At 72.3% G+C, this 23,832-nt stretch carries 23 protein-coding genes; 13 read left to right on the top strand and 10 right to left on the bottom strand.

The features are described from left to right. Nucleotides 1-237 precede the first annotated feature (237 nt). Nucleotides 238-2,646, top strand: coding sequence for a hypothetical protein (locus ACIA5G_RS13335; protein WP_395923037.1), 2,409 nt, complete (start codon nucleotides 238-240; stop codon nucleotides 2,644-2,646). Nucleotides 2,647-2,805: 159 nt separating this feature from the next. On the opposite strand, the gene ACIA5G_RS13340 is transcribed toward ACIA5G_RS13335, so the two are convergent. Genes ACIA5G_RS13340 through ACIA5G_RS13355 form a run of 4 tightly spaced genes read right to left on the bottom strand, consistent with a single transcriptional unit; the run spans nucleotide 2,806 to nucleotide 7,719 of the window. After that, the gene (locus ACIA5G_RS13340; RefSeq protein WP_395923039.1) at nucleotides 2,806-3,573 is read right to left on the bottom strand and encodes an MHYT domain-containing protein; all 768 of its coding nucleotides are present in this window, start codon (nucleotides 3,571-3,573) and stop codon (nucleotides 2,806-2,808) included. An 11-nt stretch (nucleotides 3,574-3,584) separates the two neighbouring features. Continuing rightward, nucleotides 3,585-3,977, bottom strand: a complete 393-nt coding sequence (locus tag ACIA5G_RS13345) for a DUF742 domain-containing protein (RefSeq protein ID WP_395923041.1) — start codon at nucleotides 3,975-3,977, stop codon at nucleotides 3,585-3,587. Further along, entirely contained in the window at nucleotides 3,974-4,474 is a 501-nt protein-coding gene (locus ACIA5G_RS13350; RefSeq protein ID WP_395923043.1) for a roadblock/LC7 domain-containing protein, read from the bottom strand. The genes ACIA5G_RS13345 and ACIA5G_RS13350 overlap by 4 nt, the downstream gene beginning before the upstream one ends. Next, nucleotides 4,471-7,719, bottom strand: coding sequence for an ATP-binding protein (locus ACIA5G_RS13355; protein WP_395923045.1), 3,249 nt, complete (start codon nucleotides 7,717-7,719; stop codon nucleotides 4,471-4,473). Before ACIA5G_RS13355 ends, ACIA5G_RS13350 begins: the two co-directional genes overlap by 4 nt. 507 nt (nucleotides 7,720-8,226) lie before the next feature. On the opposite strand from ACIA5G_RS13355, the gene ACIA5G_RS13360 reads away from it, so the two are divergent. Further along, nucleotides 8,227-9,483: a low temperature requirement protein A gene (locus tag ACIA5G_RS13360; protein WP_395923047.1), complete on the top strand. Its 1,257-nt coding sequence runs from the start codon at nucleotides 8,227-8,229 to the stop codon at nucleotides 9,481-9,483. A 148-nt stretch (nucleotides 9,484-9,631) separates the two neighbouring features. Continuing rightward, the gene (locus tag ACIA5G_RS13365) at nucleotides 9,632-10,555 is read left to right on the top strand and encodes an anti-sigma factor RsbA family regulatory protein (RefSeq protein WP_395923049.1); all 924 of its coding nucleotides are present in this window, start codon (nucleotides 9,632-9,634) and stop codon (nucleotides 10,553-10,555) included. Nucleotides 10,556-10,561: 6 nt separating this feature from the next. Here the strand turns inward: ACIA5G_RS13365 and ACIA5G_RS13370 are convergent, their stop codons facing one another. Continuing rightward, nucleotides 10,562-11,239: a TetR/AcrR family transcriptional regulator gene (locus ACIA5G_RS13370; RefSeq protein ID WP_395923051.1), complete on the bottom strand. Its 678-nt coding sequence runs from the start codon at nucleotides 11,237-11,239 to the stop codon at nucleotides 10,562-10,564. A 135-nt stretch (nucleotides 11,240-11,374) separates the two neighbouring features. On the opposite strand from ACIA5G_RS13370, the gene ACIA5G_RS13375 reads away from it, so the two are divergent. Beyond that, nucleotides 11,375-12,310: an NAD-dependent epimerase/dehydratase family protein gene (locus ACIA5G_RS13375; protein WP_395923053.1), complete on the top strand. Its 936-nt coding sequence runs from the start codon at nucleotides 11,375-11,377 to the stop codon at nucleotides 12,308-12,310. 59 nt (nucleotides 12,311-12,369) lie between these two features. On the opposite strand, the gene ACIA5G_RS13380 is transcribed toward ACIA5G_RS13375, so the two are convergent. Beyond that, a complete protein-coding gene (locus tag ACIA5G_RS13380) occupies nucleotides 12,370-12,795 on the bottom strand; it encodes an STAS domain-containing protein (RefSeq protein WP_395923055.1) in 426 nt (141 codons plus the stop codon). Between the two features lie 383 nt (nucleotides 12,796-13,178). On the opposite strand from ACIA5G_RS13380, the gene ACIA5G_RS13385 reads away from it, so the two are divergent. From ACIA5G_RS13385 to ACIA5G_RS13410, 6 genes are all read left to right on the top strand, one after another. After that, complete coding sequence (locus tag ACIA5G_RS13385; protein WP_395923056.1) at nucleotides 13,179-14,747, top strand: long-chain fatty acid--CoA ligase; 1,569 nt, start codon at nucleotides 13,179-13,181, stop codon at nucleotides 14,745-14,747. Further along, nucleotides 14,744-15,520 (top strand): crotonase/enoyl-CoA hydratase family protein, encoded by a 777-nt coding sequence (locus tag ACIA5G_RS13390; RefSeq protein WP_395923058.1) that lies wholly within the window; start codon nucleotides 14,744-14,746, stop codon nucleotides 15,518-15,520. Before ACIA5G_RS13385 ends, ACIA5G_RS13390 begins: the two co-directional genes overlap by 4 nt. Beyond that, nucleotides 15,517-17,436: an acetoacetate--CoA ligase gene (locus ACIA5G_RS13395; protein WP_395923059.1), complete on the top strand. Its 1,920-nt coding sequence runs from the start codon at nucleotides 15,517-15,519 to the stop codon at nucleotides 17,434-17,436. The genes ACIA5G_RS13390 and ACIA5G_RS13395 overlap by 4 nt, the downstream gene beginning before the upstream one ends. Next, nucleotides 17,433-18,326: a 3-hydroxyacyl-CoA dehydrogenase NAD-binding domain-containing protein gene (locus tag ACIA5G_RS13400; protein WP_395923060.1), complete on the top strand. Its 894-nt coding sequence runs from the start codon at nucleotides 17,433-17,435 to the stop codon at nucleotides 18,324-18,326. Before ACIA5G_RS13395 ends, ACIA5G_RS13400 begins: the two co-directional genes overlap by 4 nt. A gap of 13 nt (nucleotides 18,327-18,339) precedes the next feature. Beyond that, nucleotides 18,340-19,206, top strand: coding sequence for a 4-hydroxyphenyl-beta-ketoacyl-CoA hydrolase (gene couO, locus ACIA5G_RS13405; protein ID WP_395923062.1), 867 nt, complete (start codon nucleotides 18,340-18,342; stop codon nucleotides 19,204-19,206). A 63-nt stretch (nucleotides 19,207-19,269) separates the two neighbouring features. Next, nucleotides 19,270-19,491: a DUF2188 domain-containing protein gene (locus ACIA5G_RS13410; protein WP_395923063.1), complete on the top strand. Its 222-nt coding sequence runs from the start codon at nucleotides 19,270-19,272 to the stop codon at nucleotides 19,489-19,491. Here ACIA5G_RS13410 and ACIA5G_RS13415 read toward each other — a convergent pair. Together ACIA5G_RS13415 and ACIA5G_RS13420 are read right to left on the bottom strand one after the other, a co-directional pair. Then, nucleotides 19,461-19,907: a hypothetical protein gene (locus ACIA5G_RS13415; RefSeq protein ID WP_395923064.1), complete on the bottom strand. Its 447-nt coding sequence runs from the start codon at nucleotides 19,905-19,907 to the stop codon at nucleotides 19,461-19,463. The two genes, ACIA5G_RS13410 and ACIA5G_RS13415, sit on opposite strands and share 31 nt — an antisense overlap. 218 nt (nucleotides 19,908-20,125) lie before the next feature. Next, nucleotides 20,126-20,848, bottom strand: coding sequence for an ATP-binding protein (locus ACIA5G_RS13420; RefSeq protein WP_395923066.1), 723 nt, complete (start codon nucleotides 20,846-20,848; stop codon nucleotides 20,126-20,128). Nucleotides 20,849-21,045: 197 nt separating this feature from the next. On the opposite strand from ACIA5G_RS13420, the gene ACIA5G_RS13425 reads away from it, so the two are divergent. The 3 genes from ACIA5G_RS13425 (at nucleotide 21,046) to ACIA5G_RS13435 (ending at nucleotide 22,634) form a co-directional block, all read left to right on the top strand. Continuing rightward, a complete protein-coding gene (locus ACIA5G_RS13425; protein WP_395923517.1) occupies nucleotides 21,046-21,660 on the top strand; it encodes an HAD family hydrolase in 615 nt (204 codons plus the stop codon). A gap of 237 nt (nucleotides 21,661-21,897) precedes the next feature. Next, entirely contained in the window at nucleotides 21,898-22,110 is a 213-nt protein-coding gene (locus ACIA5G_RS13430) for a hypothetical protein (protein WP_395923068.1), read from the top strand. After that, nucleotides 22,107-22,634: a sigma factor-like helix-turn-helix DNA-binding protein gene (locus ACIA5G_RS13435; protein WP_395923070.1), complete on the top strand. Its 528-nt coding sequence runs from the start codon at nucleotides 22,107-22,109 to the stop codon at nucleotides 22,632-22,634. The genes ACIA5G_RS13430 and ACIA5G_RS13435 overlap by 4 nt, the downstream gene beginning before the upstream one ends. Here ACIA5G_RS13435 and ACIA5G_RS13440 read toward each other — a convergent pair. Then, complete coding sequence (locus tag ACIA5G_RS13440; protein ID WP_395923071.1) at nucleotides 22,627-23,244, bottom strand: class I SAM-dependent methyltransferase; 618 nt, start codon at nucleotides 23,242-23,244, stop codon at nucleotides 22,627-22,629. The two genes, ACIA5G_RS13435 and ACIA5G_RS13440, sit on opposite strands and share 8 nt — an antisense overlap. Nucleotides 23,245-23,273: 29 nt before the next feature. Beyond that, nucleotides 23,274-23,747, bottom strand: coding sequence for a carboxymuconolactone decarboxylase family protein (locus tag ACIA5G_RS13445; RefSeq protein WP_395923072.1), 474 nt, complete (start codon nucleotides 23,745-23,747; stop codon nucleotides 23,274-23,276). Between the last annotated feature and the right edge of the window lie 85 nt (nucleotides 23,748-23,832).

The raw sequence follows: 23,832 nt of genomic DNA on the forward strand, positions 1-23,832 counted from the left end.
CACTCGTTACCCGAACGAGTGAACCGCTGACGACATCCGGGTGATCACCCGGCCGAGCTTCCTCGTCGCAGCAAGCTTCCCCCATTTCGCGGTGATAACGAACTGCGCTGTTGGCTTCGCCTTTTTGGCGCCCGGGTGAGAGCACTTCAATCGCCCGGTGACCGGGGCATAGGCTTTTCCTTCGGCCGGGAAAACCATTTCCCGGAACTTCCACCGTGAAAGAATCGAGGACCATTCATGCGAAGACGCATGCTGGGAGCAATACTGCCCCTGGTGCTCGTGGCGGCCACCACCGCCCCGCTGCCCGCGGCCGCCGACCCCGCGCCCGCCGCGGTGTCGGCGCTGACGAAGTCCGTGCAGGGCACCGGATCCCCGGCCGCCCACGGCGCCACCGCCGACTGGGTCATCGGCTACGAGGACCACGCCACCGGGACCGGCGCCGCCACCATCACCGACGCCGTCGGCGCCGGCCAGACGTTCCAATCCGGCTCACTGCACGTCCCGCCCGGCTGGACGCCGGAATGGTCGACCGACGGCAGCACCTTCACCGGCGCCGAACCGGCGTCCGGCGTCACGGCCGTGCGGGCGACCAATCCCACCGCCGGGCCCGACGCGACTTCGCTGTCCGGTTCGCTGACCCCGCCCGTGCAGGCGGTCACCACCGCGACCGGCGGTGACGGCTTCACCCCGCTGCTGCACCGCACCCCGAACGGCACGTTGCAGGCCTGGAACATCTTCCACCACCTGGGGGCCACCTCGCCCAAGGTGGTCTGCACCGACCTCGGCACCGGGCAGCGCTGCCCGGGCGGCCCGTGGCCGAAGGTGCTCAACACCGCGGTGGGCCCGCTCGGCACCCTGGGCGCCGGCGACATCGCCAGCACCATGGTCTCGCAGTACGTCCGGGATCCCGCGGCGCCCGCGAAGGTCTACTACCCCGCCGTCACGAGCACCTCGGTCGGCGTCGGCTGCCTCGACCTGGCCGCCGCGGCCAACTGCGGGTACTGGCCGCTGGCCGCCACCGGTGGTTCCCCGCCGGTCAGCAGCATCACCGGGCTGGTGCAGAGCGGCGGCAACCTGTACGGAACCGTCAGCAGCGGCGCGGTGGTCTGCTGGACCATCACCACCCAGAGCGCCTGCGGCGGCCAGCCGTACGCGCCGATCGTGCCGGCGGCGAACCAGCCGTACGTCTACGGCGCGACGACCCTGGTGGCGGGCAAGGTGTTCGCGTCGACGTCGAACCCGAACACCGCGCAGCAGCCGTCGCTGGGCTGCTTCGATCCGGCCACGGCCACGGCGTGCGCAGGCTGGGCGTCCCCGCGGCCGACGGGACCGGCCGGGAACTACAACTACAACGGCTACACGGCGTTCGGCACGACCGGCGCCCCGGTGGGCGCGTGCGCGTCGACGACCGGCGGCACGAACGTCACGACGTGCTACGCGCTCGACGGATCGACGCTGACGGCGCCACCGATCGCGGCTTCGCTGACGGCCGGGGTCTACGTCTTCAACCCGGAGGTCGTCACCGATCCGAACGGCCACGTGCGCAGTTACCTGCCGATCTGGAACGGCGGCTACGTCGGCGCGACGCTGTGCCACGACTGGGCGACGGGGGCGGCGTGCGCGGGTCTGCCCGGCCCGATCACGCACCCGTCGGCCAACGGCGGCAACACCCGGGACTACGGGTACACCTACGACCCGCCGTCGGGCTGCCTGATCGGCCTCGGCGACGCGGGTGTGCTGTTCTCGATGGACCCGGCGACGGGCGCCACCCCGTGCGTCCGGTCCGGCGGGCAGGTGACGCTGCGCCCAGGCGACTTCTATTGCGACGGCGGTTCGCACGTCCAGGGTTACACGGCGGCGCGGCTGACCGGCATCACGCCGGCGAACGTCGACTTCGCGGCGTCGCGAGTCACGGTCGTCGACCAGGACGGCGTGGTCGTGCCGACCCCGGGCTTCGCCCCGGACGGCTCGGTCGACCTCACCGGCGTGTCGCCGGTGGCGCACCCGTCGATCACGGTGACGACCACCCTGGTGCTCACCAGCCCGGCCGACTTCGGCGGCGGCAACCAGCCGAAGCTGGTGGTCGACTACGCGGGCGATGCGCCTCAGGTGTGTTTCCGCACCACGATCGCGACGGACTGCGCGGTGGCGAGCGTCGCGAACACGGCGACGGGCACGGATTCGTCGGGCTCGTTCACGTCCAACACGGTGACGCTGCCGGTGGCGCCGGGGACGGCGTGCACGCCGGTGGTCAAGGTGGAGAAGGAGATCTGCAAGCCGGCGACGGCCGCGAAGTGCGGCCCCGGCGGCGTCGGGCCCTGGGTGAAGCAGGCCCCGGTCGGCCTCCTGGGCCTGCTGAACGCGACGGCGTACTGGCGGATCACGGTGACCAACCAGGGCCCGGTCGGGATTTCCGCCGCGCAGGTGGTGGACAGCGTGGAGCCGTCCTGCCAGACGGGTCCGTTCACGTTGGCGGCCGGGCAGTCGAAGCAGGTCTACTGCTCGACGTACGCATTGCTGAGCCTGTTCCCCATCACGAACAAGGCGAAGGCGAGCTACGTGCCGGCGAACGTCCCACCGGGAACACCGCCGTCCCACACGGACTGGTCCTCGGCGACGGCCTGTTCGCTGTTGTGCATCCTGTAGGGGGTTGAGGTGAGCGGCCCGCGGGGAAGTTCCCCGCGGGCCGTCCACTGTGGACCGCACGACTCGGCGGGCAGGCCATGGACGCCAAGGCCCCGGCAAAGTCGGCACGTGGCCGACCGGAACAGCCAACTCACCGATCGGACGCCGTCCGCGCACAGCTCACACCGTGACGGGTTCCTCTTCCACCGCCGGAGCCGCTGCCTTCGCCTCGATCGCCGGCGCCATCAGGACCGCGCACAGCGGGACGGCCATCGCGATCGCCGCCAGGACGAACACCGGGAACAGGAACGAGAACACCTCCACGCCCGCCGGGTCCGGGGCGCTCATGTCCATGTTCATCCGGACCGCGGCCATGCCCGTGTAGTGCATGCCGGTGACCGCCGCGCCCATCACGAAGCCGGCCAGCAGCCGCAGCGAGAGCCGGTCGAGGAAGACCGCGAACCAGAGGGCCGCCGTCGCCGCGACCACCGCGATCACCACCGACAGCGCCACCAGCAGACCGTCGTAGCCGAAGTCGCCCTTCACGCGCAGGGCCGACATTCCGGTGTAGTGCATGACGTTCACGGCCAGCCCGGTGATCACGCCGCCGAGGGCGAGCCGCCACCAGCCGAACCGGGCGCGGCCGCCCACCACCAGGAGGCCGGCGAACACCGCCGACACCGACAGCAGCGCGGACAGCACCGTGCGGAAGACGTCGTAGCGCACCGGCATGCCCGGGGTGCTGAACCCGAGCATCGCCACGAAGTGCATGAGCCAGATGCCGACACCGCCGATCGAGACGGCCGCCAGCACCAGCCACCGGATGCGCTGCCGCTCGGTCGCCGCGTGGCGCGCCTGCACCGCGCACGCGAGGCCGAGCGCGCAGCCGACCACCGACGTCAGGTAGGCGAGCACGAGCAGCCAGTGCCCGAGCGCGAAGTGTTCCATGGTGCGTCCTTTCAGAGGTCGCGCAGGCCGTGCAGCACGCGCTCCATCAGGTCGTGGCGGTCGTCCCAGCTGGAGTTGTCCGACAGCGTGTCGCGGACGATCACCAGCCGCTCCTGCATCAGGTCCGAGACGAGCACGCGGACCACCCCCAGCGGCAGCCCCAGCAGCGCGGCGACCTCCATCAGCGACCGCGGCCGGATGCACAGCTCGGTGACCTGCGCGAGCGCGCTCGACGACTGGTAGGCGAGCTCGGCCCGGCCCGCCGCCGTGGTCTCGACGAGCGCTTCGACCGCGATGTCCACCGACGGCGCCGTCCGGCCTTCGGTCCAGGCGTAGGGGCGGGCGAGCGCCGGGCTGCGGCGCGGCTCCCCTTCGTCCGGGCCGGGCGGCGCGTAGCCGGTCACCGCCGGTCCTGGGCCACCGGCATCTCGCGCGCGGGCACGTCGACCTTCTGCCCGACCCGCTCGACCAGCATGGTCATCTCGTAGCCGACCAGCCCGATGTCGCAGCCGGTCGAGGCGAGGACGACGAGGTTCGAGCCGTCGCCGACGCTCATCAGCAGCAGGAAACCCTGCTCCATCTCGATCACCGACTGCACCACCCGGCCGGCGGTGAACAGCTCCGCGGTGCCCAGCGAGAGGCTCGACAGCCCGGCCGCGATGGCCGCCAGCTGGTCGGCGCGCTCGCGGGGCAGGGTGTCATCGGCCGCCACGAGCAGCCCGTCCGCCGACACCAGAACCGCGTGCGCGACCCCCGAGACGTCCTGGACGAACCCGTTGACCAGCCAGTTCAGCGTCGCCGTCCGCTCGGGCGGCGGCGCTTGGCCGGGGAAGGCCAGCGTTCCGCTGCGGCTCCGCGCCGACGCTTCACGTCGCGGCTGCACGTCGGGAAGTTCCGTCATCGGGGTTCCACTCCGTCCTCTCCGGTTTCTTCGACGCGGGCCGCGGTCTGCTGCCGGGCCGCGCGCATGCCCTGGTAGTGCCGGGACAAGCTGTTCCGGACGGCGCTCGGGTCCCGGAACACGCCGCTGTCCTGCTGACGTGTGCGGGGCAGCGCCGCACCGGGCGCGAGCTGCGCACCGGGCCGCCGGGTCGGCAGCCCGGCCTCGGTCAGCTGCTGCACGGCCGGCTTGAGAGCGCTTTCGGCGGCCTTGCGCGCCTGGTCGGCCGGGCCGGCCCACTCCCCCACCCGGGTGGCGGGTTCCGCACCGCGGTCCGATGAGTGCTTCGCGGTCGAGGCACGGCCTGCGGACGCCGGGTCGGAATCGGCCGGGGTGGACCGGTTCGAGGGAGCCACCGGCTTTTCGATCGAGGTCGGCCAGTCCGCCGCCGGAATCGCGCCGGAGTCGGCCACGCCGGACCGGTTCGGCACCGGGAACCCGCCGGAGTCGCCCGCACCGGCCCGGTTCCCCACCGGAAAACCACCGGAATCGCCCGCACCGGCCCGGTTCCCCACCGGAAAACCACCGGAATCGCCCGCACCGGCTCGGTTCCCCACCGGGAAGCCGCCGGAGTCGCCCGCACCGGAGCGATGCGCCACCGGGAAACCACCGGAATCGTCTGCACCGGCTCGGTTCCCCACCGGGAAGCTGCCAGAGTCGGCCCCGCCGGACCGGTTCCCCACCGGGAAGCCGCCCGAATCAGCCGCGCCAGAACGATCCGCGACCGGCGAACCACCGGAATCGGCCGAGCCAGGCCGGTTCGTCACCGGGACCTCGCCCGCATCAGCCGTGCCGGATCGGTCCGCCGACGACGTTCCGTTCGCCGCAGCCAGCTCCTCGCCGGACTCGGCCGGAGCTCGCCGGTCGGCCGAAGGCGTTCCAGCCGACCCGGCCCGATCCGCTCCCGGATCCGCCGCGGAGTCGGCCGGGCCACGCAAGCCCCCCGACGACATCCCCGCCAAGCCGGAACCAGCCCGCTTCGGCAACGGCGTTCCCGTCGAGCCGGTCCGCGCCGCCGCGCCGGACTCACCCGGAACAGGCCAGTTCCCGGACGACATTCCGGTGGAGCGCTCCCGGCCGGCCGGAGGCACCGGCTCGTCGCCCACCGGAGCGCCGCCCGGCCAGGCCGCGCTCGCCGGATCCACCGGCGCCGCGGGCTCGATCGGGGTCCGCCGGACCAGCGGCTTGGCGCCCGGCTCGGTGAACCAGCTCGTCACCACCTGCTCGAAGATCGGCGTCGCCCCCTGCGTCGGCACCACCGGCCGGGGGTGACCGTTGCGGTGCGCGGCCGCGGGTTCGGCGGACCGGCGGCCCGCGCCGATCGGGCGGGCGAGGTCGGCGATGACCAGCGCGCCGGGCACGTGCACGCTCGCGGTGACACCGCCGTGCCGGGTGCCCGGGCCGGTCGCGCGCAGCCGCACCGTGACGCCGTGCAGCGCGGCGAGCCGGCCGACCACGAACAGGCCCATCCGCCGGGTCGTCTCCGGGCCGACCGTCCCCGCCGCGGCGAGCCGGTCGTTGACCGTCGTGAGCTCGGCGGCCGTCATGCCGAGGCCCTGGTCGACGACCTCGATCAGCAGCCCGCCGTCGGCGCCGCGGTCGGCGGTGAGCGCCACCTTGTGCTCCGGCGGGGAAAACCGCGTCGCGTTCTCCAGCAGCTCGGCGAGGATGTGCACCACGTCCGCGGCCGCTTCCGGCTGCACCGAGCTGCGCGGCGCGTTGCCGAGCGCCACCCGCCGGTAGTCCTTGACCTCCGACGTCGCCGCGCGCAGCAGGTCGCGCGTGGGCACCGGTTCCCGGCCGTGCCGGACCGGGCGGCCACCGGCCAGCACGTGCAGGTTCTCGCCGTTGCGGCGCAGCCGGGTGGCGATGTGGTCGATCCGGAACAGCTCGTCCAGCCGGAGCGGGTCCTGCTCCCCGGCCTCGAGGTCCTCGATGATCGTCAGCTGCAGGTCCACCGGCGACTGGCTCCGCCGCGACAGCGTCATGAACATCTCGCTGACCTGCTTGCGGAGGTCGGCCTGCTCGACCGCGAGCCGGACGGCCTGGCGGTGCATGTCGTCGAAGGCGCGGGCCAGCTGGCCGATCTCCTCTTCGGTGCGGATGCCGACCGCGGGCACCGCGCGCCAGTCGACCTCGGTGCCGTCGCGGACCTGGCGGACGGTTTCGGGCAGCTGCTCGTGCGCCGCGTGCAGGGCCGCCGCACGCAGCCGGCGCACCGGCGTCACGAGCGACCGCACCACCAGCAGGGCGATGGCGAGCGCGCCGAGCAGTGCGCCGAGGACCAGGGCCGTGTCACGCAGGGAGTCCGACCGGGCCTCGTCCGCCGCCAGGGACACGTTCGAGGACAGCGTTCCCGCGACGTCGTTCAGCACGCCGGTGACACCGGTCGTTTCGGCGGTGATCGAGGGCAGGAAGGACGCGAGCGCACCGCCGTTCCCGGAGTCCTGCAGGGCGTCGAGCCGGCCGTCGGCGGTGCGCGTCGCCGCGGTGAACCGGGCCAGCACGTCACCCTTCAGCTGGTGCTCGGCCTGTTCGCGGAGCACCTCCTGCTCGGCCGCGGTCAGCACGGTGGCCGGGCGCAGCGAAGCGTCGTCCGGGCTGGCCTCCGCCGCCCGCACGTAGGTCTCTTCGGTGGCCAATTCGCCCCGCAGGTGCACCAGCAGCCGGGCGGTTTCCGCGCCGGCGGCGGTTTCACTGCCCACATCGGCCGGGACGAGTGTCGGCACGAGGTCGCCGAGGGTGGAGATGACGTCGTTGTAGCCGGCGGCCTTGGTGCGCACGTCCCCGCCGCCGGACCCGGCCGCCCGGATCCCGGCGAGCTTGCCCAGCACGGTGTTCAGCGTCCGGCCGGAGTCGCCGGGCAGCGGCGAGAAGCTCGTGTCGCGCTGGATCGCGGCCACCTTCGTGTCCACGGCGGCGGTCAGCGTGCTCGGCGCGCCGCCCGGCACGGCCACCGCGGCGACCATCTCCTGGCCCAGTGACGCGGTCAGGTCCATCGTGTCGCGCAGCACCGGCAACCGGTCGCGCGCCGCGCTGAGCTCGGTGGCGCGGTCGAGCTCACCCTGGATCCGGACCTCCGCGAGCGCCACGGCGACGAGGACGGGCAACAGGAGGACCACGCTGATCTTGGTGCGGACGCTCCAGTTGGCCGGCCACCACGCGGCGTCCGCCGGCCGGCGGGGCGTGGACCTGCTTTCGTGCATGGCGGAACCGCTCGATTCCCAGCCGCGGCTGACTTCGAACTCGGACAGGACGAGGAGAACCCCAAGGCCGATCAAGGACGTCCCGAGCGGACCGGGCACCGGCTCCCGAACCGGTGGAATTGCCTCACTCCCGTGCCGCGGAAGACGTGGCGTTGATCGGGCCGACCAGCAGAGAACATCACCTCCGCCACGCTTGTCAACCCTAAGCATCGGCGTTTCAGAAGGCCGGTAACGAATTCTTTCCGATTCGCTCCGATGGCTCACTTATCGTGTTCCGACGGTCGCTGCTTGTACATCGTACAAGCGTGTTCACGCAGCTCCAGGCCCTACTGGGCGGTAAACGACCGGCCTCGCCGCACTGGCGGCAGAATTACCCACAGGAGTCGCCAGGCTGGGCCGTCGAGCGAATTCGTGGCGAAATCGGCCATTATTCGAATGGTTCGTTATTAATTCCCGCGCGCCGCCCCGCCGAGCCCCCGCGGCGCGCGAGGCGGCAGAATCGCCGCCGTGACCGATGTGGACGACACCAGCGGCGGCGAGACCGGGCACGGCAAGCGGGTCGGGTGGGTCGAGCTGTACTTCGACCTCGTGTTCGTGTTCGCCGTGGGCCAGGTGGCGCACGGCATCGTGGCGGAGCCGCACTGGGTCCGTGTCGGCGTCGCGCTGGGCCTGTTCGCGACGCTGTGGTGGACGTGGATCGGCTTCGCCGTGCTCTACAACCGCCGCGGTGACGACAGCAGCGCCGCCGCCCGGCTGTTCGTGCTCGCCGGCACCATCCCCTGCGCGATCGCCGCCACCCAGGCCCACCACGTCTTCGACGGGCACCCGGCGATCTTCGCCGCGGCCATGGCCGGGGTCCGGGTGATCCTGGCCGCCGCGCACCGGTGGCCCGCCCGCGCCGGGCTCGACCAGCGCCGGATCAGCTGGGGCTACACGGCGTCGGCCGTCGTGTTCGGCGTGTCGGTGGTCGTGCCGCAGCCGTGGGTCTACGTCCTGTGGGCGGTGACCCTGCTGCAGGAGGCGGGGTTCCTGCTGCTCGGCGACCGTCCCGGACACCGGCGCGGCGAGCGCCAGCAGCGGCCGACGCCGGCGGCGCGGTGGCGCGAGCTGCTCGCCCCGCCGCGTGACCCGAACCTGGCGGTCGACTCGGCCCACCTCGCCGAGCGCTTCGGGCTCTTCATGATCCTGCTGCTCGGCGAACTGGTGTTCACGGTCGGCACCGCGGCGCTCGAGCGCCCGGCCGACGACGCCGGCTACTGGCTGGCGATGGCCGGCGGCCTGGTGCTGGCCGGCGCATTGTGGTGGGTGTACTTCACCTCCGCCGCGGAGCTCTACGAGCGCATGCTCGACGTCTCCGGCGGCAACCCCGCGCTCGCGTATTCGCTGTACGCCACCGGGCACCTCTTCCCGGCCTTCGCGCTGGTGCTCGTCGCGGCCGGGGTGAACCTGTCGCTGCACGAGTCCCCGCCGCACGCGGCGGCGTGGTTCATCACGGCCGGGCTGACGATGTACCTGGCCGGCACCCGGGTCTTCACGGCCGGTCCCCGGCGCTGGTACTTCGGCCTGGCCCGGGTCGCAGCGCTCGCCGCCACCGTGTGCCTCGCCCTCCTGGACCGGCTGCTCCCGGCGCCCGCGGTGGTCGTGGTGATCGCCGGCTGGGGTGTCGCCGCCGCCGCGGCCTCGTCGGTGATCCGGCGCCGGGCGCTCGCCAGTTTCGGCGAGGACCCGCTGGCGTTCCTGCAGAACATCCCCGACGGCCGCTGACCCCGCCGCCGTCATGAACGACCCTTTCACCTCGTCGGACGAGGTGAAAGGGTCGTTCACTGCATCACCAGCCGCGAAACCCTGCCGCCGAACCGGCCGCAGGCCCCGCCGCGCATACTGAGGGCCTTCCGGGTGCCGAGGAGGCGACGTGAGCACGACCGCTGCCGAGCCCTTCGCGCACCCGGCGCTGTTCTACCGCGGCGCCGCCGAGTACCTCGCCGAGACCGTGCCGTTCGTGTGGAGCGGCCTCGCCGCGGGTGAGCCGGTGGCGATCGCGGTACCCGGGGGCAACCTCCGGCTGCTGCGGCGGGAGCTCGGCGCGGACGCGGACCGGGTCCGCCTGCTGGACATGACCGAAGCCGGGCGCAACCCCGGCCGGATCATCCCCGGCGTGCTGCGGGAATTCGCCGACACCCACGCGGGCCGGCCGGTGCGGATCATCGGCGAACCGATCTGGGCGCAGCGGTCGGCCGTCGAGTACCCGGCGTGCGCCCAGCACGAAGCCCTCATCAACCTGGCCTTCACCGGCCGGGACGTGACGATCCTCTGCCCGTACGACGTCGGGGAGCTCACCCCGGACGTCCTTGCCGACGCCGAAGCCACCCACCCGGTCGTGATCGACGGCGCGGGCCGCCGCGCCAGCACCGCGTACGCCCCCGGCGAGATCGTCGCCCGCTACAACCGGCCGCTGCCGGTGCCGGACGACGTGGCCGAACTGCCGGACACCACGGACCTCGCCGCGGCCCGGGCACTGGCCCGCGCCCACGCGGTCGCCGCCGGGCTGACCGCCGACCAGGCCGCCGACGCCGAGGTCGTGGTCACGGAGCTGCTGGCCAACAGCATCGAGCACGGCAGCGGCACCGGCACCGTCCGGCTCTGGACCGAGCACGGCTCGTTCGTCTGCGAGGTTCACGACGGCGGGACGCTCACCGACCCCCTGGCCGGCCGCCGTCCGGCGACACCCGCGCAGCCCCGGGGCCGGGGGCTGCTGCTGGTGAACCACCTCGCCGACCTCGTCCGCCTGCACACCGGCGAGCACGGCACGACGTTCCGGGTGTACTTCGGCGCTTGAGCCCGGTCAGGGCAGGCCGGCGAGATCGGCCAGCAAGGCCATGTGGTGCTCGAAGTACTCGGCCCGCGCCTGGACCAGGTCGTCGAGCCGGCCGAAGACCTCGAAGTTGACCTGCCCGAACAGCTGCGTCCAGGCGACGCACACGCGGTCCAGCCGCTCTTCCGACAGCTCCCCCGGCTGGTCCTCGATCAGCCGCCGCAGGTCGGCGCGAACCGGCTCGGGGAGCGGTGATCCCGCCGGGACCTCGCCCGGCGCCTCGCCCGCGATCGCGGCGAGCAGCAGGACGACCGTCGCCGCGGGGGCCACCGTTTCCTGCGGGGCCGCGTAACCGGGCACGGGGTTTCCGTACAGCAGGCCGTATTCCGCCGGGTGCGCCAGCGCCCAAGAGCGGACCGCGCCGCACACCGCGAGCCACCGGCCGCGCAGATCCGCACGCGGGATCGCCGCTTCGGCGTCGGCCGCGGCCGTCCCCAGGCCTTCGTACGCGTCGATGATCAACGCCGTCAGCAGGGCGTCCCGGCTCGGGAAGTACCGGTACAGCGCGGAAGCGACGATCCCCATGTCCCGCGCGACCGCGCGCAGTGAGAGGTTCGCGCCCTCCGCGGCGAGGCGCCGGCGGGCGACTTCCTTGATCTCCTGGTGCATCTCCGAGCGGACCCGGGCGCGCAGCGACGAGGCGGACATGATCCCAGTGTCGCACAGTCCGAGAACACCCGATCACGACGAGAACAGTGTTCTTGACGATGTGGCGACCACGACAGTACGGTGTTCATATCCGAGAACACTGTTCTCTCGACTCTGTGAAAAAGGTGGTCCCCCATGTCCCTGCACGTAGTTGTCGGCGCCGGTCCCGTCGGCGCGGCCGCCGCCCGCCTGCTCGCCGCCCGGGGAGACGAGGTCCGCCTGCTCAGCCGTAGCGGTGGCGGCCCGGTGCTCGACGGCGTCGAGCGGGTCGCCGCGGACGCTGCCGACGCCGCCGCTCTCGCGAGCCACACCGAAGGCGCCGTCGCGCTGTACAGCTGCGCGGGGCCCGCTTATCACCGTTGGCTCACCGACTGGCCGCCCCTCGGCGCGGCTCTCCTCCAGGCCGCCGAGCGGACGGGCGCCGTGCTCGTCACCACCGGCAACCTCTACGGCTACGGCGCCGTCGACGCCCCGATGACCGAGCAGCTGCCGATGCGGCCCAACTCGGCGAAGGGCGAGGTGCGCGCCCAGCTGTGGGCCGACGCGCTGGCCGCGCACGAAGCCGGCCGGATCCGCACGGCCGAGGTGCGCGGCTCCGACTACCTGGGCGCGGGCACCCTGTCGGCGTTCACCGCCTTGGTGCTGCCCAAGGTTCTCGCCGGCAAGCGCGCGTCGGCGCCGGCCGACCTCGACGCCCCGCACAGCTGGACCTACGTCGGCGACGTCGCCCGCACGCTCGTCGCAGTGGCCGCCGACGAGCAGGCGTGGGGACGGCCGTGGCACGTGCCGACCGCACCGGCGGTCTCGATCCGCCGGCTCGCCGAGCGTGCCGCCGAAATCGCGGACGCGCCGGCGGCCCGCCTCACCACGATGCCCGGCATCGCCCTGCGCCTCGCCGGGCTCTTCAACCCGGCTGCCCGCGAGATGGTCGAGATGCAGTACCAGCTGCGAGGGCCGTTCGTCCTCGACTCGTCGGCCGCGACCACCGCCTTCGGCATCGAGCCGGCACCGACCGACGACGCACTCCGCGAAACGATCGAGGGCCGGCACGACGCGCTGAGCGTGCGCTGAGCCCGCCGCCCAGGACCTGCCGTCGCCGGTCGGGCCCGGCGCCCGAAGCCTGACCGCGGTCAGCTCTGGCTGGGGATCTCCGTCGCGCGTTCCCAGCCGGACGGCAGCCGGCTGACGTTCAGCGCGTGGTCGAGCCCGCTGACCGAGAGCGCCCGGCGCACCATGCGGTTGTCGCCGGTGACGATCCGCAGGGTGGCGTTCTCGCGGACGGTCCGGGCCTGGATGTCGCCGAGCACGGCGAGCCCGTCGGTGTCGAGGAAGTCGACCTCCGACAGGTCGAGGACGAGGACCGGGAACCGGCGGTGCGCCCACGTGCTCAGTTCGGACCGGAGCTGGGGAGCGCTGTCCTCGTCGAGGGCGCCGCGGATCCGGACCATGACCGCGCCGAAGTACGGGCGGATCACCTGGATCTCGGACGCGGTTCGGGGCACACGCGCCGACGGCACCACGGGGATCGCCGTCGCGGGGGGCTGGACGACTAACATCAATACACGCCTTCATTCCCAGATGACGTGACGAACGGGCCTCACCCGGCCCGCTCGAACGCTGGCAAGCGGAGGGGGAGCGGCTTTGCTGCTGAACCGCACTTCGCAGCCTAGCCTTTGATCCAAACGGCGCAACCCCGCCAACGGCCGAACCCGGCACGTCCGCACGCGGCCCGCACGCCCGTTCCGCAAACCACCTCCCCGGGTGAACCCCTGCTCTTCCTTGACAGCAACACAGACCTTGCGCATCCTGATGGATATCAGGTTTCCTTACATCCAATGTTGCGGTCCGGAACGGCAGCCCAGCTGTGGTCCACGGTTGATCCATTCGGCCGAGCCGCGATCACAGGAAACCTGCCACCGGCGCGAAGGAGACGACTGCCGTGACCCGATCTCCCGGCCCGGCCGACTTCGGCCTGGGCAGCTGGGCCGAACGCCGCGCGCGGATCTCGCCGGGCCGCACCGCGCTCGTGCAACCAGGCCGCACGTTGACGTACGCCGGGCTCGCCGAGCGCGTCGAGCGGCTCGCCGGGGCGCTCACCCGGCTCGGGGTGCGCGCGGGTGACCGCGTGGCCTACCTCGGCGTCAACGACGTCACCGTGTTCGAGACGCTCTTCGCCACCGCCCGCTGCGGCGCGCTCTTCGTCCCGCTCAACTACCGGCTTTCCGGCCCGGAAATCCGGTACATGCTCGACGACAGCGGCACTTCCGTGCTCGTGCACAGCCCGGACACCGACCACCTCGTGGCCGCGGCCGGCCCGCTGCCGGAGACCGTGCGGCACGTCCTGGCGACGGATCCGGCGTCGTGCCCGGCGGGCGGGCTGGACTTCGAGGCGGAGCTCGCCACCGCCGGGCCCGCGCCGTCGACCGGCGTCCGGCTCGAGGATCCCTGCCTGCTGCTCTACACCTCCGGCACCACCGGCCGGCCGAAGGCCGCGGTGCTCACCCACGGGAACCTCACCTGGAACACCGTCAACCAGCTCGCCCACCTCGACGTCCTGAGCACCGACAAGGCGCTGTGCATCGCGCCGTTGTTCCACTGCGTCGGGCTGGGCCAGATCACACTGCCGACGCTGTTCAAGGGCGGCAGTGTGGAGCCGGTCGCGAAGTTCGAGCCCGGCGCGATCCTCGGCCGGATCGGCACCGCCGGGATCACGAGCTTCTCCGCCGTCCCCACCATGCTGGAAATGCTGTGCCGGCACGAGGACTGGGACCACACCGACCTGAGCTCGCTGACGTGCGTGCTCTACGGCGGCTCGCCGGTCGCTGAGCGCGTCGCCCGCGCGTGGCTCGACCGCGGCGTGAAACTCCTCCAGGGCTACGGCATGACCGAAGCCTCACCGGGGGTCTCGATGGCCACCCACGAAGGCACGCTCGACCACCCCGTCGCCGCCGGTGTGCCGCACTTCTTCACCGACGTGGCCGCCCTCGGCCCGGACCTGACGCCGGAACCGCTCGGCGCGACACCGGTCGAGCTGCTGGTGCGCGGACCGCACGTCTTCGGCGGTTACTGGAACCGGCCCGAGGAGTCGGCCGCGAGCTTCGTCGACGGCGAGTGGTTCCGCAGCGGCGACGTCGTCCGCGTCGACGAGGACGGCTGGGCGCACGTCGTCGACCGGGTCAAGGACCTGATCATCTCCGGTGGTGAGAACGTCTACCCCGCCGAGATCGAGGCGGTCGCCGTCCGGCTCGACGAGGTCGACGACTGCGCCGTGGTGGGTGTCGCCGACGAGCGCTGGGGTGAGGCCGGCGCCGCCTACGTCGTCGTCCGGCCCGGCGCGCAGCTGGACGAAACGACTTTCCGGGCGCATCTCGAGCAGCACCTCGCCCGCTACAAGCTCCCGAAACACGTGCGGTTCACCGATGCCCTGCCGCGCAACGCCACCGGCAAGATCCGGCGTGTCGAACTGCGCGCCCTCGCCGCCGAAACCTTCCCGATCGGATCCGCATGACCATCGCTCTCCTGCCCGACTCACTGCGCCTCGAGCTGAAGGACGACATCGCCGTGCTGTGGCTGTCGCGCCCGGCGAAGCGCAACGCCCTGGACGACGCCACCGTCCTCGGCCTCGAAGCGTTCTTCGGCGCGCCGCCGCCGGGCGTCAAGGCCGTGGTGCTCGCCGCGGACGGTGAGCACTTCTCGGCCGGGCTCGACCTGTCCGAGCTCACCGAACGCGACGTGTTCGAGGGCCTGGAGCACTCGATGATGTGGCACCGCGCCTTCGAGCGGCTCGAACGCGGCCGCGTCCCGGTGGTCGCCGTGCTCAAGGGCGCGGTGGTCGGCGGCGGGCTGGAACTGGCGGCGGCCGCGCACATCCGCGTCGCCGAGCCGTCGGCGTTCTACGCGCTGCCGGAGGGCCAGCGCGGGCTGTTCGTCGGCGGCGGCGCATCGGTGCGGGTGCCGCGGCTGATCGGCGCGCACCGGATGGCCGACATGATGCTCACCGGCCGCGTCCTCGACGCCGACGAGGGCCATGCGGCCGGGTTGTCGCACTACCGCGTCGAAGACGGCTTCGAGCACGCGCTCGGCCTGGCCCGCAAGATCGCCGCGAACTCCCCCATCACGAACTTCGCCGTGCTGCAGGCCCTCCCCCGGATCGCCGAGGCCAACCCGGCCGAGGGGTACCTGATGGAGTCGCTGATGGCCGCGGTCGCCAGTGGCAGCGGTGAGGCGAAGGAGCGGATGCAGGCGTTCCTGGACAAGCGCGCCGGGAAGGTCGGCCGATGATCCTGCGCCCGGTCGCGCCCGACGTCCGTGAGACCACCGAGATCGGCCGGTACCTCGGGTGGCTGGCCGCCCGCGGTCACACCTTCGACGACTACGCCGCGCTGCACCGCTGGTCGGTGACCGACCTCGACGGCTTCTGGTCCTCGATCAAGGACTTCTTCGGCGTCCGCTTCCACTCCCCCGCTTCGAGTGTCGTGCCGGACCCGCGGATGCCCGGCACCGAGTGGTTCCCCGGCGCGACCCTCAACTACGCCGAGCACGCCCTCGGCCACCAGCCTGACGACGAGGTCGCCGTCATCGGCTACTCGCAGACCCGCGAGCGCACCGAGCTGACGTGGGGCGAGCTGCGCGACCGGGTCGCCCGGGCGCGGGCCGGCCTGGCCCGGCTCGGCGTCGGCCGCGGCGACCGCGTTGTCGCGTACCTGCCCAACATCCCCGAAACCGTCGTCGCCTACCTCGCGGTCGCGAGCCTGGGCGCGATCTGGGCCTCCTGCGCGCCCGAGTTCGGCGCCCGCTCGGTGGTCGACCGGTTCGGCCAGGTCGAGCCGCGGGTGCTGCTGACGGTGTCCGGATACCGCTACGGCGCCAAAGAAGTCGACCGCCGCGCCGAGGTCGCCGAGATCCGCGCCGGGCTGACCACCGTGGAGCACGTCGTCCACGTCCCCTACGGCAACCACGACCTCCCGGGCACGCTCACTTGGAGCGAGCTGCTCACCGAGAGTGCACCCGGGTTCGAGCCGGTCGGCTTTGCGCACCCGCTGTGCGTGCTGTTCTCCTCCGGCACCACCGGGAAGCCGAAGGCGATCGTGCACGGCCACGGCGGGATCCTGCTGGAGCACCTGAAGAACCACGGCCTCAGCTGGGACCTGCGCCCGGGCGACCGGATCCTGTGGTTCTCCACCACCGCCTGGATGATGTGGAACGCGCTGGTGTCGGGGCTGCTCACCGGCGCGTCGATCGTGCTGGTCGACGGCAACCCGCTGCACCCGGACCTCGCCTGGCAGTGGCGGCTCGCCGCCGAGACCCGCGCGACGCTGATGGGCGCCAGCCCGGGATTCCTGATGGCGTGCCGGAAGGCGGGCCTCGACCCGGCCGCGTCGTTCGACCTGTCCGCGCTCCGGCAGCTCGGCGCGGCCGGGAGCCCGCTGCCGGCGGAGGGCTACCACTGGGTGCGGGACGTCTTCGGGCCGGACGTCCTGCTCAACGTCGGCAGCGGCGGCACCGACGTCTGCAGCGGGATCGTCCAGGGCGGCCCGCTGCAGCCCGTGGTCGCCGGCGAGATCTCCGGACCGTGCCTGGGGGTCGACGCGAAGGCGTTCGACCTCGACGGCAACACGGTGGTCGGCGAGCTGGGTGAGCTGGTCATCACCGCGCCGATGCCGTCCATGCCGGTCGGGTTCTGGGGTGATGACACGGGTTCGCGCTACCGGGAGACCTACTTCGCGACCTACCCCGGCATCTGGCGGCACGGCGACTGGATCCGGTTCTCCCCCGGCGGCGGCTGCGTCATCGCCGGGCGCTCGGACGCCACCCTCAACCGCGGCGGCGTCCGGCTCGGCACCGCGGAGTTCTACAGCGTCGTCGAGGAGCTCCCGGAGATCGACGACTCCCTCGTGGTGCACCTCGAGGACCCCGCGGGCGGGAACGGCGACCTGCGCCTCTACGTCGTTCTCCGGGACGGCGCCTTGGACGCGCCGCTGCGCGAGAAGATCGCGACGGCGTTGAAGAGCGCGCTGTCCCCACGGCACGTGCCGGACTCGATCACCGCCGTCCCGGTGATCCCCCGCAACCGCACCGGGAAAAAACTGGAGCTGCCCGTGAAGAAACTCCTGCTCGGCGCCCGGGCCGACGACGTCGTCGGCAAGGACGTCCTGGCCGATCCCACCGCCCTCGACCACTTCCGGGCACGCGCATGAGCACCGTCGCGGTCGTCGGCACCGGTGTGATCGGCGCGAGCTGGGCGGGGCTGTTCCTCGCCCACGGCCTCGACGTCGTCGCCACCGATCCGGCACCCGGCGCCGAAGAACGGCTGCGCACTGCTCTCGAAGGCACGCCGACGGATCGGCTGCGGTTCGTCGCCGACGCCGGAGAAGCGGCCGCCGCGGCGGATTTTGTGCAGGAGAACGGTCCTGAGCGTGAGGACGTCAAGCACGCGCTGTTCGCCGTCCTCGACGAGGCCGCGCGGCCGGACGTGATCCTGGCCAGCAGCTCGTCCGGGCTGCTGCCCAGCGTCATCGCCCGCGGCTGCCCGCACCATCCCGAGCGGGTTGTCATCGGGCACCCGTTCAACCCGCCGCACCTGATCCCGCTCGTCGAGGTCGTGCCCGGCCGCGACACCGCGCCCGAGGTCGTCGACCGGGCCGTGGCGTTCTACACCTCGGTCGGGAAGCGGCCGATCCGGTTGTCGCGGGAAGTGCCGGGCCACATCGCGAACCGGCTCCAGGCCGCGCTGTGGCAGGAGGCGTATTCGCTGGTCGAACGCGGGGTCGCGACGGTCGCCGACATCGACACGGCGATCGCGTACGGGCCCGGCCTGCGCTGGGCCGTGCTCGGCCCGTTCCTCAACCAGCACCTGTCCGGCGGCGCGGGCGGGCTGGCGCACGTCCTGGCGCACCTCGGCCCGCCCACCGAAGAGTGGTGGCGCGACCTCGGCCGCGTCCACCTGACCCCGGAGCTGGCCGAGACGCTCGTCGCCGGGGTCGACGCCGAACGGGCCGGCACCGACGACCGTGCCCTCGTGGCCGCCCGCGACGCCGTCCTGAACCGCCTGCTGGCCGCCAAGGCCGCGCAGCCCGACCTGCCCTGACTGGAGTTCGTCCGTGGATCTTTCCGCACTGACCGCCATCGACGTCCACACCCACGTCGAGCAAGACGGGCACGGCTGCTTCGCGCTCGACCAGGAACTGCTGGACGCGTCCGCGAAGTACTTCCGCGCCGACCAGGACCGCACCCCGACGGTGACCGCGATCGCCGAGCACTACCGGGCGCGGAAGATGGCCGCGGTCGTCTTCACCGTCGAGGCGCCGGCCGCGACCGGGCACCCCGCGCTGTCGAGCGAGGAGATCGCCGACGCCGCCGCCGAGCACCCGGACGTGCTCATCCCGTTCGGTTCGGTCGACCCGCACGCCGGCAAGGCCGCCGTGCGCCGCGCGCGGACGCTGGTGGCCGACCACGGCGTCCGCGGCTTCAAGTTCCACCCGAGCCTGCAGGCGTTCGAGCCCAACGACGTCCGGTACTACCCGCTCTACGAAGCGATCGCCGAGCTGGGTGTGCCCGCGCTGTTCCACACCGGGCAGACCGGGATCGGCGCGGGCCTGCCCGGCGGGCACGGCATCAAGCTGCGCTACTCGAACCCGATGCTGCTCGACGACGTCGCCGCCGACTTCCCGGAGCTGACGATCATCCTGGCGCACCCGTCGGTGCCGTGGCAGGACGAGGCGATCTCGGTCGCGACGCACAAGGCGAACGTGTACATCGACCTGTCCGGCTGGTCGCCGAAGTACTTCCCGCCGCAGCTGGTCCGCGCGGCGAACTCGCTGCTCAAGCGGAAGGTCCTGTTCGGCTCGGACTTCCCGGTGATCACCCCGGACCGCTGGCTCGCCGACTTCGCCGCGCTCGACCTCAAGGACGAGGTGCGGCCGCTGATCCTCAAGGAGAACGCCGTCCGGGTGCTCGGGCTGAGCTGAACGTTTGTCCGCTCCGTGCCCGGGCATCCGCATCCTTCGCGGACACGAGCGGAGGTGGCGGGCGTGGCCGAGGGTGACGTGCACACCTACTTCGAAAACGGACTGTGGAAGAACCGCGTCGAGGGTGGTGCCCGCGCGTCCAACACTTCGCCGCGCCGCACCGACGCCGTGCTCTCCGGCCGGCTGATCGCGAAGAAGCGGGGTGTCGGGCACGTGGTCCACACACCCGAGGGGGACGTCGAGACCGAGCGCGACTACCGGCCCCGCCGCCGTTCCTCGCGCTGACCCGCCTCGACGCTCCCGGCCAGGCAGGCCCGCCGGCGCTCCTGGACAGCGAGGTTCTCGATGTCGCCTGCCTCGTGGTCGGGCGGCAGGAGGACCAGCAGCGCGCGTTCCCCGGCGAGCACGGCGGCGGCCCACTCGGCCGGCGGCAGCCCGGCGGTCACCGGCCGCTCGTGGGCGAGGACCAGCACCGTCGCCGGGTCACCCATGAGCTCCAGCCGGCAGGTGACGCTGAACGGCCAGAGGCCGCCCCGCCACTCCCACGCCGCCGGCAGCGCCAGCCCGGCCGCGGCGAGCAGCCGGAACAGGCCGAGGTGGTCGAACGGGTCGTCCGGCTGCAGGAAGAGCACCGGGTGCATGAGGCGGCCGTCGTAGGTCAGCAGTTCGAACTGCGTTCGGCACGGGAGCGGGTGGGACATCGGGCTCTCCTCCGGCGGGTCAGGCCGGGTACCCGGTGGCGGCGCCGGCAACCCTCGGCCTCACGGTTTCCCCACCGAAGTCCACAATGGACGAAAGACCCGCTCCCGCTCGGCGAAGGCTGGGGGTTACCTGCGAGCGGAAGCGGGAGCTGGGGTGGTGCCTACATCCGTTACAACGAAGGAAAAGCGCCGGTGTTCCCCGACGTGACGCACGTCCCTCACGCGCGGCCCAGCACGGCCCACACGGTCTTGCCGCCGGACCACGACCGGCTGCTCCCCCACCGCTTCGCGACCTTGGTGACCATCCGCAGGCCGAGCCCCGTCTCGAGCAGGTCGAGCCCCTCACGCAGCACGGCGGGACGCGCGCTTTCGTCGGCGACCTCGACGGTCAGCCGCCCGCGGCGCAGGTCGAGCCGCAGCCGGGGCACCGAATCCGTGTGCCGCAGCGCGTTTTCGACCAGCTCGGTCGCGACCAGCTCGGCGTCCTCGGCCAGCTCGGGCACCATCCACTCCGCGCAGGTCCCGCGGACGAACCCGCGGGCCCGGGCCGAGGTGCGCGGCGACCGCGCGAACAGCCGCCCGACGCGTCGCCGTGCGGGCCGGGTCAGCGCCGCTTCCGCCGAGGGAACGTCCGGGTGGACCGGCACGCGCCGGCCCAGCATCGCCCGCTGCTCCGGCCGCGCGGTCACCAGCGCGAACGGGATCGCCGGCCAGTCGCGCACCCGGAGCGCGACGAGCCGGAACACCCCGGCCAGCTCCGCGTCGGGGATCTCGAGCTGTTCGACGTCGGCCAGCAGGCCGTCGGAGGACTCCGCGGCGATCTTCAGCAGGCCGTCGCGGATCTGCGGATAAGTGTCCTGGTCGAGCACTCCCCGCACCGAGGCGATCGTGATCGCGCCGGGATGGGGAACCACCCGCACCGAGTTCTGCCGCGTCGGCATCGGTGACCAACCTCCCCTCATGACCGGAAACCCGGCCATCCGGTCGGATATCCCGTCCGCGACCACTCAAACACGGCGCGCACCGGTCGTTTCACCAGTTCGGCCCCGGGGTATCCGCGCACTCCCGGCTTAAGGAGGCGACCATCACCACCGCGGTCCTGTTCGACGTCGACGGCACCCTCGTCGACTCCAACTACCTGCACGTCCACGCCTGGCACCGGGCGTTCCACCGGCTCGGCCGCGACGTCGACTCGTGGCGCGTCCACCGGGCGATCGGCAAGGGGTCCGGCAAGCTGCTGGCCACACTTCTGGGCGACGAGGACGCCGACCGCATCGGCGACGAGGTCAAGGAGCTGCACAGCCGCTTCTACCTGGAGACGGCTTCGCTCCTGCGCCCGTTCGACCGGGCGCCCGAGCTGATCCGGGCGCTGGCCGGCCACGGGGTGCGGGTGGTTCTCGCAACATCGGCCGGGGCGGACGAGCTGAAGGAACAGCGCCGGGTCCTCGACGTCGACGACGTGGTGTCCGGCATCGTTTCGGGCGCGGACGTCGACGCGACGAAGCCGGATCCGGAGCCGGTGTTCGCGGCGCTGGAGAGCGCGGGAACAGCGCCGGAGGACACGATCTTCATCGGCGACGCGGTGTGGGACGTGCACGCGGCGACGAAGGCTGGAGTGCGGACGGTGTCGGTGCTGTCCGGTGGGGTTGGTGCGGCGGAGCTGACGGAGGCCGGGGCGATCGCGACTTATGACGATGCTGCGGCGCTTCTTGCGGGGTTGGACGAGAGCCCGTTGGCGAAGCTCTTCAGCTGACGCGTTACGAAAGTGCGTGTCGTGAGTGACGTACTGGCACGACGCTTCGCGACCTGCGAGGTTTCTGGGAAAAACGGCGTAGCCGTGTCTTGGCGTGGCCATTTTTCGCTGTGCTAACCTGACCTCGGATCGGGCACGACTGTGCCCTCAGGCCCCGCCACTCTGGCCGGGGCCTTTTTGTTGCCCCTTGTCTTCGCCGGGCCTCACCCGGCGAATTCGTCGTGCCCGGAGGTCGCCTTGCTGACGCTGCTCGTCTACCTGTCACCGATGCTGCTGCTCATGGTCGTCTTCGGCGTCGTGGCCGTCGTTGCGCTGTGCCAAGCGAGACCCGAAGACGTGCCGCAGGTCTTCACCGAAGCCACGAATGTGTTCCGCAAGCTCAGCGGCCGGGCACGCAAGGCGCTGTCGAGCCGCGATACTGAGGGCGGCGAAGAGGAGGTCCGGCCGTGACGCGTCGGCGGGTGACCGTGCTTGACGGGAGCCGTTACGCCGCCGCGATCCTCGCCCTGGATCAGCTCAAGTCCGTGCTCGAGACCATTTCGCCGGATGAGGCCGAGATCGTCATCTTGCGATACGGCCTGCGTGACGGCGTTCCCCACTCCCGTGCCGAAACGGCGAAGATCCTCGGCTTCTCCGGAGCCGAGGTCCTGCGCCGGGAGGCTGACGCGTTCAGACGGATACGCCGTCCGCTTCGCTCCTCCGTCCTGCGTGACTACCTCGATTCGGACCAGGCGACCGTCCCGGACCAGGTGCGCGCCCGGATCATGGGCGGCGCCGACGGCCCGGCCGTGGACCGGTGCGAGCGTCACGGGTACTTCGAACTGGCCGCCGGGTCAGCGCTCTGTTCGGAGTGCCCCTGCCCGGTCACCCCGGCCCGGTCCGTCGCCTCGGACCTCGGCCGGCCCCGCCGCTACTGCTCCGACGCGTGCCGGCAGGCGTCCTACCGAGCGCGAAAAGCGAAGCCGGTCAGCTGACCTGACGGGCCACCAGCCGCTCCACCAGGCCCAGCTTGAACCGCTCCCGCCGCTCCACCGGCAACCCCAGCGCCTCGACCAGCTTCAGCGGCCGCCGCCGGAAGTGCTCGCCGGCCAGCGGCACGCTCGCCAGCTCCACCAGCCACTGCATCACCCGCACCACCCACGACGACGACGCGACGTGGTCGACCAGGATCAGGCGGCCGCCCGGGCGCAGGACCCGGGTCATCTCCGCCACCGCCGTCGCGGGGTCCGGGATCGCGCACAGCCCGAACGTGCACACGACCGTGTCGAACGACGCGTCGGCGAACGGGAGCGCGTGGGCGCTGCCCTCCCGCAGAGTCACCGGACGGTCGATCGCACGCGCCCGGTCGCGGGCGAGCGAGAGCATCCCGGAACTCAGGTCGAGGCCGGTGAGGGTCACCTCGGCGGGGTAGAACGGCAGGTTCAACCCCGTGCCGACGGCGACTTCGAGGACCTCGCCGGTCGCCTGCGCGCAGGCCCACTCCCGCGAGTCGCCGAAGAGGCGGCGGTCCCAGATCCCCATCTCCGCGTCGTAACTCGCGGATTTGCGGTCCCAGTACCGCCGCCACCGGTCAGCCTTCGTCATGCCCTCCAGCCAACCACGCCGGGAAGCCGTCAGCCGAACATCCCGGGCTCGTACGAGCCACCCTGCTGGTGCAGGATCACCGCGAGCCGGTTGGCCGAGTTCATCTGGGCGACCAGCGCGACCAGCGCCGCGGTCCGGTCGTCGTCGTAGTGCTTGCGGACCCGCGCCCAGGTGTCGTCGGAGACGCCGGGGCAGGCGTCGGCGAGCCGGGTGCCCTCCTCGGCGAGCGCCAGCGCCGCCTGCTCGGCCTCGGAGAACACCGTGGCCTCGCGCCAGGCGGCGACCAGGTTGATCCGGACCGCCGGTTCGCCGGCCGCGGCGAGCTCCTTGGTGTGGATGTCGACGCACCAGCCGCAGCCGTTGATCTGGCTGACGCGCAGCGACACCAGCTCCTGGGTGACCTTCGGCAGCGGCGACTGGATGATCGCCAGGCTCGCGTTGCCGAACCGCTTGGCGAACCTGGCGCCGATCTCGTTCTCCGTCAGGGTGAATCGGGGTTCCATGACTTCGTCCTCACTCGATGGGAACCGGACGTCCAGGAGATGCCGGACCACCCCCGCGCCGTGACAGTGACGACCATCACGGTCA

Source organism: Amycolatopsis sp. NPDC051758 (assembly GCF_044453095.1).
Taxonomy (GTDB): Bacteria; Actinomycetota; Actinomycetes; order Mycobacteriales; family Pseudonocardiaceae; genus Amycolatopsis.